This is a genomic window from Chromohalobacter nigrandesensis (genome assembly GCF_023061285.1).
GTDB classification, from domain to species: Bacteria; Pseudomonadota; Gammaproteobacteria; order Pseudomonadales; family Halomonadaceae; genus Chromohalobacter; species Chromohalobacter nigrandesensis.
In genome coordinates this window covers 127,405-140,168 of record NZ_JAKGAM010000001.1, presented here as the reverse complement: position 1 = coordinate 140,168, position 12,764 = coordinate 127,405, and the positions used below count along the sequence as shown (strand labels likewise).

At 59.8% G+C, this 12,764-nt stretch carries 8 protein-coding genes; 7 read left to right on the top strand and 1 reads right to left on the bottom strand.

Annotation, left to right across the window (positions count from 1 at the left end; translation table 11 throughout):
* Positions 1 to 81: 81 nt before the first annotated feature.
* Entirely contained in the window at positions 82 to 2,118 is a 2,037-nt protein-coding gene (locus L1073_RS00695; protein ID WP_246896279.1) for a glycoside hydrolase family 55 protein, read from the bottom strand.
* Positions 2,119 to 2,615: 497 nt separating this feature from the next.
* Here L1073_RS00695 and L1073_RS00690 point away from each other — a divergent pair, with 497 nt between their 5' ends.
* The 7 genes from L1073_RS00690 to L1073_RS00660 all read left to right on the top strand — a co-directional run bounded on the left by L1073_RS00690 (position 2,616) and on the right by L1073_RS00660 (position 12,714).
* On the top strand, positions 2,616 to 3,971 hold the full coding sequence (locus L1073_RS00690; RefSeq protein WP_246896278.1) for an exopolysaccharide biosynthesis polyprenyl glycosylphosphotransferase: 1,356 nt from the start codon (positions 2,616 to 2,618) through the stop codon (positions 3,969 to 3,971).
* Between the two features lie 482 nt (positions 3,972 to 4,453).
* Positions 4,454 to 5,605 carry a polysaccharide export protein gene (locus tag L1073_RS00685; protein ID WP_486187678.1) on the top strand — a complete coding sequence of 384 codons (1,152 nt, stop codon included), beginning with the start codon at positions 4,454 to 4,456 and terminating at the stop codon, positions 5,603 to 5,605.
* Positions 5,606 to 5,705: 100 nt separating this feature from the next.
* Positions 5,706 to 7,901, top strand: coding sequence for a polysaccharide biosynthesis tyrosine autokinase (locus L1073_RS00680; RefSeq protein ID WP_246896276.1), 2,196 nt, complete (start codon positions 5,706 to 5,708; stop codon positions 7,899 to 7,901).
* Between the two features lie 39 nt (positions 7,902 to 7,940).
* Positions 7,941 to 9,410 carry an oligosaccharide flippase family protein gene (locus L1073_RS00675; RefSeq protein ID WP_246896275.1) on the top strand — a complete coding sequence of 490 codons (1,470 nt, stop codon included), beginning with the start codon at positions 7,941 to 7,943 and terminating at the stop codon, positions 9,408 to 9,410.
* Positions 9,407 to 10,528: a glycosyltransferase gene (locus tag L1073_RS00670; RefSeq protein WP_246896274.1), complete on the top strand. Its 1,122-nt coding sequence runs from the start codon at positions 9,407 to 9,409 to the stop codon at positions 10,526 to 10,528. Before L1073_RS00675 ends, L1073_RS00670 begins: the two co-directional genes overlap by 4 nt.
* Complete coding sequence (locus L1073_RS00665; protein ID WP_246896273.1) at positions 10,521 to 11,684, top strand: glycosyltransferase; 1,164 nt, start codon at positions 10,521 to 10,523, stop codon at positions 11,682 to 11,684. Before L1073_RS00670 ends, L1073_RS00665 begins: the two co-directional genes overlap by 8 nt.
* Positions 11,685 to 11,724: 40 nt before the next feature.
* Positions 11,725 to 12,714 carry a hypothetical protein gene (locus L1073_RS00660; RefSeq protein WP_246896272.1) on the top strand — a complete coding sequence of 330 codons (990 nt, stop codon included), beginning with the start codon at positions 11,725 to 11,727 and terminating at the stop codon, positions 12,712 to 12,714.
* Positions 12,715 to 12,764 lie beyond the last annotated feature (50 nt).

Sequence of the window (12,764 nt, the reverse complement as noted above, 5' to 3'; positions counted from 1 at the left end):
TTCTAATTAATAGCGGCCCCTTTTTGGGGCCGTTTTCGTGTGTGGGGTGGGGCGTTTGTGGAGCGAGATTTAACCACGGTGTCAGCCGTCGGCCATGAGGCTGTCATCGTGTTCGAAGGCGGTGAGGGTATTGAGGGTGGCGTTTTTGCGATTGCCGTACCCGGTCAGCGCTGCTTGCGGTGGGCGCTGCAGGGTGCGTATCGCGGGGGTGTCGGTGGCGTGGCCGGTGTTCTCGAAGGTGCAGTCGCGGAAGGTGAGGTAGTTGCTTTCAGGGGCGAGGAAGACGCCGGGCGCAGCGTCGAGGGTAATCATGTGGCCGTGCTGGGCGAGGTCTTTCTTGAAGCGGCAACGTTCGAAGCGCACTACATGCCGTGCATTGCGCTTGTCGCTGTTGTGCAGGTAGAGATGCCCGCCACCGGGGGTGAAGTCGAACCGGCAGTGGCGGTAACGGTGATGCTGCGTGGTATCGAAGATATCGAAGCGGGGCACGTCGTCGCCGAGCCGGCAGGCGTCCACGTCGAGCGTGTCGAAGGCTTTGATCCAGCCGGCGGGGATCTCGCAGTCTTGGAGGCTGATGCGTTCGGCCGGGACATGAAAGAGCCGCGCCTGTGTGCCGCTCAGCGTGAAGTCGCGCAGGTGCGATTGGCCGATGAGTTTGCAGCCCACGGGGGCATCGGTGTCGCTGTGTCGGCTCTGGAAATTGGCAAGATGCAGCTCGCCTTTGAAGCCACCCGCCGAGACAATCGAGGCGTAACTAGCGCGTACGCTGTCATGGCGCTTTTCGTTGAATACGTGCCAGGTTTCGTCGAGGTGGCGGATATCGATGTGTCCGCCCCCTTCCAACGCCAGGGTGCTGCCACTGCGTCGCGTGCCACGTAGTTCCGTGGTAATGCGCTGACCGGTGAGGCGGCTGGTGGGGAGCGTCATTTCGATACAAAACCCCTTGTCGACCTCACGTGCTTGGCAGGCGTCGACGGCATGCCGCACGGGGACGTCGTGCAGGTCGCTGAGCAAATACCCTACGGCTGTGGTCTCGGCGATACAGCCGCGCAGGGTGAAGTGTCCGGTGCCGAGCGACGGGGCGCGTCCAGTGGTGGCGACGAATCCGTGATGCGTCGTCTGGCGTGAGCGGCAGTCTATAAAGCGCACCGCGTGGCTGTTTTCGGCCCAGTAGCCGGCATTGTATTCGGCGTCGCCGTAATCGACGCTGGCGTGATGGCCGTTTTCGGCGAGGCAGTCGATGAAGTCGATGCGCTCGCTGAGCATGTGTTCCGGGCTCTCGCCGTAGGTGTCGGCAACGAAGCCGATGCGCGTGAAGTCGCGTGCCTGGCAGCGTTCGACAATGCCGTCGTGGGAGTCGACGACGAAGATGCCGTCGCCGAAGTTGCCGCGTGCGCGTTCGGTGCTCACGTCTCGCAGCGTGAAATGGCGGGCCTCCACGCGTATGCAGGCAACGGGCGAACCACGGCAGACCATGTCAAGGGCGCTGACGTCGCGGCCGCGTAGATCCAGCGGCAGGCAGCCGGTGAAGGCATCGTAGTTGGATGAACTCCAGCGCTCGGGGTCGTCGCTGACATTGCCGTCCAGCGTGAAGCCGGAAATACGTGCACCATCGTGAATTTCGACCAGCGAGCCCAGGGCGTCGCCGGTGTAGCGTAGTTGCGTGCGTGAAGCGCCGGCGCCGGTTATGCGGATGCCTTCGAAGCGCAAGCCCGCTTCCGAAAGGGCGAAGTCGCCGGCGGGAAAGACGACATCACGCTGCTGGCTGTTGGCGGCCTGTGCGAGACGCTTCAAGGCGGCGTACTGATCGCTGCCATCTCCGCGTGCGCCGAACATGCCGGGCGTCAGTGCGTCGTCGAGGCGCCGCAGAAAGCGCCCACCGGCCTGGTCGTGGGCACGAAAGCAGGTGCCGCCGTTTTCCTCGCGTTGTTCATTGGCGTACCAGATGAAGCTCCCACCACCGAGTGTTTCCCCCGCATAGTAACCAGCCACCTCGATGCGTTGCCCGTTTGGCAGGCGGGCAACGTCCAGCGCCTGCATCTCGGCGATGGAGGCCACTTGGCGCGCCTGCGCCGATCCTTCCTGCTTGGTATTTTCCTTCTTGTCTTTGTTTTCCATGTTTGCCGCGTTTTTTTCCATGCCGACTGTGTGAGTCGGCAATAGACCGGCGGCCGTCAATACGGCGCCGCCCTGGAGTAGGCGAGCCAAGAGCCGTCTTCTCGAAGTGTTCATGTGATCTCCCTGACATAATCGCCTAGCGTAGGCGATATTTCGTCGGGCGATATGTTGAAACCTTTCCTTCTCGATAGCTCGTTTTTCTCATTTTTATTTATTTTGGTTGTTTTTCGTTATTTGTGGTGAGTGCGTGATGAGGGATGTTGATAATGTTTAATGAGTCGGCTTGGTGTTGATTGATTATAGCGTTGTAAGCATAAGGTGCGACTGGGTTTTGACATACGCTTTTGGCGTTTTGAGGCATGAATGATATGGGAGTGTATTAACCATTAAAACCGTCTGGCTGTGTAGATAAACACTTTGTAACTTGTTTGGCGAAAACCCGATTTTTTTATGCCTTTAAAAGGGCGGCACGGGACACTGAAAAGGTGGCGCCAATCATGTTCAATAAGCATAAAGTGTTCGAGCAGATGGATCGTTCGGCGTGGGCGGGGAGCGAGTCGTTAGTGTCGAGTGGCAAGGCGTTCGACACGCGTTATGAGCGTCGCCATTCACGTTGGTACGAACAGTGCCTGATGGGCATGCCTTTCCATTTCGTAGTGGGGTTACCGGCGGTTGTGATGGTGCCGCCGCTGATAGTGCATGGCGGAGACGTCTGGCGTGACATGGCGCCGGGGCTTGCCATGACGCTGTGGGCGGTGGGGGCGGCGTTTCTGGTGACGCTGTTCGTCTTGCACCGCATGACGCGTTTCCCCGGTACGCAGGCGTCGATGTATGTCGTGCCGCTGGCCAGTGTGCTGTTTGCGGCGACCTGGGCGCTGTTGCTCGGTGCCGAGCGCTTTGACGCAAGCGTGCTGTGGGGCGGTTACGCCGCGAGCCTGGTGTGGTTTTTCCTGGGCTATGCGGGGGTGCAGCGGTTTCGGCGTCCGCGCTTTGCCGTGGTGCCGTTGGGCGAGGCGCGACACCTCGTCGAGACCGAAGAGAGCGGGCTGCATCGTCTCGAAGTGCCGCGCCTGGGAGCGCAGCGTATCGATGGCATCGTCGCGGATCTACGCAGCGACGCCCTCAATCATGAGTGGATGCGCTTTCTGACCAAGTGCACGCTGAATGGCATTCCGGTGTACCAGATCAAGCAGATCGACGAGTCGCGTACCGGCCGTGTCAAGCTCGAGCATCTGGCGGATACGGAGCTGACTTCATTGTTGCCGTCGCCGCTGTATAGCGCTTGCAAGCGTGGCCTGGATTTGTGCGGTGCCTTGCTGCTGTTGCCGCTGCTGGCCCCCATCATGCTGGGCACGGCTTGGGCCATTCGCCATGACAGCCCGGGGCCGGCACTGTTCGTGCAATGGCGTATGGGGCATCGCGGGGTGCCGTTTCGTATCTACAAGTTCCGCAGCATGTATAGCGACCTCGAAGGCAAGGGATTTACGTCCGGAGAGGACGACCCGCGCATCACGCCCGTGGGCAAGATCATTCGCAAGTACCGCCTGGATGAGCTGCCGCAGCTTCTCAATGTGCTCAAGGGCGACATGAGTTTTATTGGCCCGCGCCCGGAGTCGATGGATCTCTCGCAGTGGTACGAGCAGGACGTTCCGTTTTTCAGTTATCGCCATGTCGTCAAGCCGGGGATCTCGGGCTGGGCCCAGGTCGAGCAGGGTTACGCGGCGGAAGTCGATGGCATGACCGTCAAGCTGCAGTACGACTTTTATTACATCAAGCATTTCTCGCTATGGCTCGACGTGCTGATTCTGCTGCGCACGTTGAAGACGGTCACGACCGGGTTCGGGGCACGCTGAGGCGTATCTGTCCTCGTTCGTTGGTTTTTCGATATCTGAAAACAGGCTCTGGTGCCCTCGTCTCGTGCGGGGGCGTTTCATTCCTGGGTCTAGAGAATGAGTTATCTCGTACTGCTGTGTAGTCAGGTTCTCATCCTGGATGAATGAGTTTTTTGACTAAAAGGCGCGAATTAGCGACGAGTAAAATCCAATGTAAGCATTGTGTAAATTCAGCCTATGAAACGTTACACAGTGCATAGAATGAAGTCCGCGAAAAGAGAATTATGCAAGCAAGAAAGAGGCGCTCAATTTTAAAGGTGCGTGTTTAAAGAGTACGTAGCGCAAGAGATTTCGTGTCGCAGTATCCAGGTAAATAAGGATGTTTGAAAAATTAGTGGTATGGCCCGGGAGATTTGGTGTCGCTCCAGGGCGGTAGCGTGGGTAAAAGAATTGTAAACCCTAACAAAATGACGAGTGAGGGAATCGGCATGACTGTAAGCCGCATGGAATATCGTTCGGGGTGGAGAAAGCCGCTGCTGGGGCTTTCTTTCATGGTGGCGCTATCGGGCTGTGCGTTTGCGCCGGGTGGAAACATCGATTATGAGGCTGATACGCAGGGAGAAGACATCTCCGACAATATCGAGATCAAGGCGATTACCCCGAGCCTGGTCAAGACGCTGGCGGCGACGGAAGACGAGTTGCGCGATTCGCTGTTCGAGTACGCCGAGGATGCGACGCCCGAAAACGAGGTCGGCTACGACTATATGATCGGTCGCGGCGATGTGCTCAACGTGGTGGTGTACGACCATCCTGAATTGACGATTCCCGCCGGGAGCGAGCGTAGCGCTGTCGAGTCGGGCAACGTCGTGCATTCGGACGGCACTATCTTCTATCCCTACATCGGCCAGGTGGACGTCGCGGGACGCACCGTACGCGATGTCCGCGGGGAGATTCAGCGACGCCTGGAAGGCTACATCGCGCAGCCCCAGGTAGATGTGAAGATTGCCGCCTTCAATGCCCAGAAAGCCTACGTGACCGGGCAGGTCGAGAACGCCGGTGCTCAGCCGATCACCAACGTGCCGCTACGAGTGTTGGATGCGCTCAGCAACGTGGGAGGTTTGACCCAAGGAGGGGATTGGCACGACGTGGTATTGACTCGCGATGGCAAGGAAATGCGTCTGTCGGTCTATGACATGTTGGTCAATGGCGATCTCGATCAGAACCTGTTGCTGCAGGATGGCGATGTTCTGCATGTGCCTGAAGTGGGTAATCAGCAGGTCTATGTGATGGGCGAGGTCAACGAGCCGACTGCCGTACCGATGCCCAATACGCGCTTCTCGCTGACCAATGCCTTGGCCCAGGCCGGCGGTATCAACGAAAACAGCGCCGATGCCTCGGGTATCTTCGTGATTCGACGTAATCACGATGTCGACAGCGATACCTTCGCGACCGTCTACCAGCTCAACGCCAAGAATGCGGTCTCCTTCGTGCTGGGGTCGGAATTCATTCTGCAGCCCACCGATGTGGTGTATGTCACCGCCGCACCGATCGCGCGTTGGAACCGCGTTATCAGCCAGATTCTGCCGAGTGTGACAGCGATCTATCAGCTGACGCAGGCCACGCGTGACATTCAAGACATCGATGACAATCAGTAAGTCGTAATTGCCTCGGGGCCTGCTGCCGCTGTCGCCCAACGTCCGTTGGTTCGAAGTGGCGCCGGGCCTCGGCCCCACATTCTCATGGAGTGGGAATTCTATGAACCTGAACGTGCCTGCCCCGCAAGCGAGCAAGACCTCCGAGGATATGGAACTGGGCCGCATTCTGGGCCTTTTGTTCGATGCCAAGGGGCTGGTGGTGAGTTTGATCGTGTTGTTTGCGCTGACCGGCGCGGCCTATGCGTTCTTCGCCACACCTATTTTCCGGGCGGATTCCCTGGTCCAGGTGGAAACCAAGACTCCCAAGAATCCGCTCGCGGATGCCACAGCATCCGCCATGATGCCGCAATTGCCACCGTCGCGTGCCGAAATGCAGATCATGCAATCGCGCATGGTACTCGGGAAAGCGGTGGATCTTCTCAATCTAGACCTGCGCGTCGAACCGGTGCGCGTGCCGGTCATTGGCGGGTTTCTCCATCGCCAGGGCATCCCCGCGCCGACCTTTGCCAGGAAGTGGGGATATGCCTGGGGGGATGACAGCGTCCGACTAGCAGGAATGCCGGTCGCCGAGAGCTATCTGGGCCGAACCTTCACCCTCGAGGTGCTCGATGACCAACGTTATGCGCTGCACTATCGCGGTGAGCGACTGGGCGAGGGGCGCGTCGGCGAGGAATCCGAGTTCCTGGACGGTTCAGTGGGCGTCGAGGTGGCGTCGATCTCAGCCTCGCCGGGGGCGACCTTCAAGCTCACCCACGAGCAGCGTGTGGTAGCCGTCGATAGGGTGCGCGACAACTTTGGCGTGGCGGAGCAGGGCAATGGCACCGGGATTATCGCCTGGAGTCTGACCAATCCCTCGCCGGAGCGGGCGGAGCGTCTTCTCTCGACCATTGGCGATATCTACGTCACCCAGAACATCCAGCGTCAGTCCGAGGAAGCGCGCAAGAGCCTGGAGTTCTTGAGCAAGCAGGTGCCCGAGGTGCGCGGCGAGCTTTCCGATGCCGAAGGCCAGCTCAATGCCTATCGTTCCGATCACAACAGCGTGGATATTTCCATGGAGACCCAGTCGGTGCTCGACCGGGTCGTCAGTTTGGAAACGCAGCTCAATGAGCTGGAATTCTCCGAAGCGGAAATCTCGCGGCGCTTCACGCCCAGCCACCCGACTTATGCCGCCTTGCTGGAGAAAAAAGCGCAGCTCAACAAAGAACTGGCGTCTTTGGAAGACCGCATCGATGGCATGCCGGAAACGCAGCAGGAAGTACTGCGCATGCAGCGTGATGTGACGGTCAATCAGGCGATTTACGTCCAACTGCGCAACAAGGTGCAGGAGATGCAGATCGCCGAGGCGAGCACGGTGGGTAACGTACGGGTGCTCGACGACTCGGAGTCGTTCCCGCGGCCGGTGTCGCCCAACAAGCTGATGATCATCGCGCTGGCGACCGTGATCGGGGCGGCTTTCGCGGTGGCAGTAGTGATGTTGCGGGCGATGTTCAATCGCGGCCTGGAAAGTCCCGACCAGCTCGAGCAACTGGGGTTACCGGTCTATGCCATCGTGCCCAAGTCGGATGATCAGAACAAACTCAATCGGCGCATTCGTCGCGGTGGTCTTTCGCAAAGCGTGCCGGCGGGGTTATTGGCCTGGCATCGGCCGCTGGATGTCTCCATCGAGGCATTGCGTAGCCTGCGTACCAGCCTGCATTTCGCGATGCTCGATAGTACCGATAACCGCTTGATGATCACCGGGCCGAGCCCTGGCGTGGGCAAGAGCTTCATTGCCGCCAATCTGGCCGCGGTATGCGCCCAGAATGGGCAACGCGTGCTGGTGATCGACGGTGACATGCGCAAGGGCCAGATGCACAAGATCTTCAAAGGGCCTTCCGAAGATGGCTTGAGCGAGATTCTGGCTGGGCGTCACACCTTGGCGGAAATGGTGCGCCCCGTGGAAAGCGTCGAGGGGCTCGAGTATCTGGCGCGTGGCGTCGTCCCGCCGAACGCTTCGGAACTGCTGGCTTCATCGCGTTTCACCGAGCTGCTGGCCACGGCCAGCGAGCGTTACGACCTGGTGATCGTCGATTCGCCGCCGGTGCTGGCGGTAACCGATGCCACGGTGATCGGTAAGCGTGTGGGTACGACCCTGATGGTGGCGCGCTTCCAGCTCAATCCGCCCAAGGAAGTCGAGCTTGCCATGCGGCGTCTGGATACCGGCGGGGTACGCGTGAAAGGCGCGATCCTCAATGGGCTCGAGCGCAAGGCGGCCACGGCGTACACCTACGGCTATTACAACTATTCCTATCGTTGATCGCACCTTTTGTGTGCCGCCCCTGCTGGTCGGGGGGCGATGCACTCAGGGTTGGGCGCCGCCAATGTTTTCGAGGGCCGCACTTTGCTGATTCGCTATACCGCTTATTACGGCTTGGCGCGTGGTGTGCCGGGCTTGCTGAACTTTCTCGCCATCGCGATCTATACGCGCCTTTTGTCACCCAGCGATTACGGGATCTACGCCCTGGTCGTGGTCTGGGTGGGGCTGATCAATGTGGTGTGCTTTCAATGGATTCGTTTGTCGTTGCTGCGGTTCTTCCCGGCCAACCTGAACGACCCGCGGCGTTTGTTGAGCACGCTATTGCTGGCGTACGCCAGCGTGGCGTCGCTGACCGGGATAGCGGGCGTGGCCGTGTGGTTTGCGGTGGCGGATGAGTCGCTGAGAACCCTGGTGCTGATCGCCGTGCCGTTGATCTGGGTGCAGGCGGGGTTCGAACTGAGCCTCGAGCTGATGCGCAGCCAGCTCAATCCGTTGCGTTACGGCTTGATGGCGGGTATCCGAGCGGTCATTGCACTGGGACTCGGGGTGCTGTTGATTACGTGGGGGTTCGGCGCGCTGGGTCCCTTGCTGGCCATGTTGCTGGGCATGCTGGTGGCGGTAGTGGTGCTTGGTGGATCGCTGTGGCGTGGGGCATGTCCGGCGCTGTCGCTAGCGCCCGAGCTCAAGCCCTTGCTGATTTATGGGCTGCCGTTGACGGCGACCTTCGCTCTGGAATTCGTGGTGTCGAGTTCCGACCGACTGCTGCTGGCGGGGCTTTTGAACAACGAAGCGGTGGGGATCTACACCGCCGGTTACGACTTGGTCGCCCAGGTGATCAATCTGCTGTTGGTGACGGTCAATCTAGCGGCGTATCCGCTGGTGGTGCGCGCGCTCGAACAGCAGGGGCGCGATGCGGCCCGCGAGCAGCTCGATCGCAATGGCGGCTTGCTGCTGCTGATGGCGGTGCCGGTGACGTTGGGCTTCATTGTGCTGGCGCCGCAGATCGTCGCGTTGATGCTGGGTGAATCTTTCCACGCGGGGGCGGAGCAGCTAGTGCCGTGGGTCGCTCTCGCCATCTTCATGTGTTGTATCCGCGCTTTCCATTTCGATCTGGCTTTTCAGTTGAGTGAAAAGACGCTCTATCAGGTGTGGATCAATGGCGGCGCGGCGGTGGTCAACGTGGCGCTCAATCTGCTGTTCATTCCGGCCTTCGGCCTGGTGGGCGCGGCCTACGCCACGCTGATCTCCTACGGCGTGGCGCTGGCATTGAGCGTGCTGCTGGGTCGGCGCTTGTTCCCGATCTCGCTGATCACGCGCGACAACCTCAAGGTTGTGCTCAGCGGTGCGGTGATGGTGGCGTGCCTATGGCCGTTACGTGAGGCGACCGGGACCTGGGCGCTGGTGGAGCAGGTGTTGTGGGGCGCGGCGGTTTATACCGTTAGCGTGTTTGTTCTCAACGTGGCGAATGTGCGCGGGATGGTGCTTGCCAAGCGACGGACGGCGAAATGAGAAACGACGATAAACGCATTGCGGTGTTCCTGCCTTCGCTGGCGGGCGGCGGTGCGGAGCGTGTGATGGTGACCCTCGCCAATGGATTCGCGAATCGTGGCGTGCCGGTGGATCTTGTCGTGGTTGCCGCCGAAGGGGCGTATCTGGCGGATGTTTCGCCTCGTGTGCGCCTGGTAGAGCTCGGTGCCTCGCGGGTGCTGTTCAGTTTGCCGGCACTGGTGCGCTATCTGCGCCGCGAGCGCCCGCATGCCTTACTCTCGGCGCTCAATCACGCCAACATCATTGCGCTTTGGGCACGTAAGCTGGCCCGTTCGGGGACACGGCTGGTGGTCTCGGAGCGCAACACGCTGTCCCGGGATGTCTCGAGCGATCGTTTGGAGCGTTTGGTGCCGTGGCTGATGCGCCTGAGTTACCCCTCGGCGGATGCCATCGTCGCGGTCTCGAGTGGGGTGGCGGATGACCTGGCGCAGACGGTGCGCCTGCCGCGCGAGCGGATCGATGTCGTCTATAACCCCATCAATACCCAGCTCGCGGAGTTGTGCGAGGCACCGTTGGCGCATCCCTGGCTGAAAGGTGGCCAGCCGCCGGTGATCGTCGCGGCGGGGCGGCTGACCGTACAGAAGGATTTCGCGACCTTGATCGAGGCCTTCGCCGAGGTGCGCAAGACGCATGCGGCGCGCCTGGTGATTCTCGGCGAGGGCGAGCTGCGCCCTGAGCTGGAGGCGCGTATCGACGAGCTGGGGATCGGCGACGACGTGGCGCTGCCAGGCTTCGTCGACAATCCCTACCCATGGATGCGCAAGGCGTCGTTGTTCGTGTTGTCGTCGGCGTGGGAGGGCTTTTGCAACGTGCTTGCCGAGGCCATGGCCTGCGGGACGCCCGTGGTGAGCACGAATTGTCCCAGCGGGTCGGCGGAGATTCTCGAAGATGGCAAGTGGGGTCGGCTGGTGCCGGTAGGCGATGCCGCAGCCTTGGCGCGGGCGATAGCCGCGACACTCAGTGACGAGACACATCCCGATGTTCAGCACCGGGCACGTAGTTTCGATTTGCAACAGGCGCTGCGTGGCTATCTACATGCGCTACGGGTGACGCTGCCGAAGGAGCGCCACTGTGGATGATACCCAACGCATGCTGGAATCGTCATCGGCGCTCGTCGACGCCAGTGCCTTGGGTGATATGACGCTGACGCTTTTTTTGCCCTCGCTGGAAGGCGGTGGCGCGGAAATGGTGATGGTGACCTTGGCCAACGGGCTCGCCGCGCAAGGCTGGCGGGTGGACCTTGTTCTCGCGCGGGCCACGGGCGCTTATCTCAAGAATGTGGCGGGAGAGGTGCGCGTGGTCGATCTGCGTGCGTCTCGGGTGCTGTACAGCTTGCCGGCGCTGGTGCGTTACCTGCGTAAGACACGGCCGGCGGTGATGCTGTCGGCACTCAACTACGCCAACGTGGTGGCGCTGTGGGCGACCCGATTGGCGGGCGTGGGCACACGGGTGGTGATTTCCGAGCATAACAACGTGACGCGCGACATGCGTTCAGAGCCGGCGGGGCGTTCGTGGCTCATTCCCTTGCTGATGCGGCATAGCTATCCCTGGGCGAGCGGCATCGTGGCGGTATCCGGCGGCGTGGCGGACGACCTTTCGCGTGCGTTGGCGCTGCCGCGAGAACGCATCGACGTGATCTACAACCCGGCGGTCACCGAGCGTCTGCGCGAGTTGAGCACGCAGGCGTTGACGCACCCCTGGCTGGCGAGCGGCGAGCCACCGGTGATCCTGGCCGTCGGCCGGCTCACCGCTCAGAAGGACTATCCCACCTTGATCAAGGCCTTTGCCACGTTGCGCACTCGGCAACCCGCGCGCCTGGTCATTCTCGGCGAGGGAGAACTACGCGAGAGTCTTGAAGCAATGGTGGCGTCGTTGGGGGTGAGCGAGGACGTCGCTTTTCTGGGTTTCGTCGATAACCCCTATGCGTGGATGCGCCAGGCCGAATTGTTCGTGCTGTCTTCTGCCTGGGAAGGTTTCGGCAATGTGCTGGCCGAGGCGATGGCCTGTGGCACGCCGGTCATCAGTACCGATTGTCCCAGCGGACCGGCGGAAATTCTGGAAGGCGGCACCTGGGGGCAGTTGGTGCCGGTGGGAAATCCAGAAGCGTTGTACGAGGCGATGGTGACTGCTTTGCAAGGGGAGGGATATCCCGATGTCGAGAGCAGGGCCCGAGCATTCGATCTCGGTCAGGCCGTTCAGGCGTATTTACGTGTCATGCAGCGCCAGCCCATTTAAGTTAAGGCGCGTCAGCGCCCCCCGTAATTTGAGGCGAACGATGAAACTACTGATACCCACCGAAGGCTCGTTCGGTTACAAGTCCATGTGCTTGGTCCTGGCCGGTATTTATGCCTGGTTTTTGATGGGGCTGGATATCGACGGCTATATCGACCGCGCCAACTATCTCGTTTATGCCCAGCATTCCGATGAGATATTCGTGATGTATGCCGCAAGTAGCCTCAAGTCGATTCTTACCAACGAACCGGTTTGGCTGCTATTCAATATTTGGGCCGCCAAGCATTTTTCCCCGGAAGATACGCTTCGTGTAATCATTTTCTTCTCATCGTTTTTGATTTCGTTTCTAGTGTTGAGAAGTTATCCGAAGTACGCCTTCTTCCTGATTCTTTTTATTCTCATGCCGCAGGTGTTGAAGAATAATATCATTCACTTGCGGCAGGGCGTAGGGATTACGCTGTTCTTTCTCGGCTGGTGGTGTCGTTACTTGCCGCTGCGTATTTTCTTTATTGCATTGGCGCCATTGGTGCATGCGTCCTTCTTCTTTATCAATATCTTGTTTCTTCTCAATATCTTTTTCTCGACGTTTAGTATTTCGACCGTATGGCGCGTGGTGTACACCTTGGGGATGGGGGTCGTGTTGGGAGCGCTGGGGATCTGGCTAGCCGGTGCGCTCGGGGCACGACAAGGCGAGAGCGCCGAGTATAGTGCCATGGGATCGGGGGGATCGGGACTGGCGTTTGTCTTCTGGACCGTGTTCTCCGTGATCTTCTTCATGGAGGGTAAATCGTTTCTTAGGAACAATTTCTTTGCCGCTTCGATTCTGGTCTTTTATCTGTCTACATATTTTCTTCTTCCAGTCACGGCACGCGTGTTCGAAAGCGGCATGCTAGTGGTTTTATTGGCCTCGCTGGGGCTATCCGATTGGCGGCGTTACGCGGCCTACGGGCTTTATGCTTTCTATTTCTTCATGCAGTGGTATCCGGTGCTTGGCGTTCCAGGATACGGCTGGGCGGCCGAAGGCGGAATGTAGAAAACGCCTTATAAAATACGATAACGCGTTGACGTTTCGATTCTGGGGAG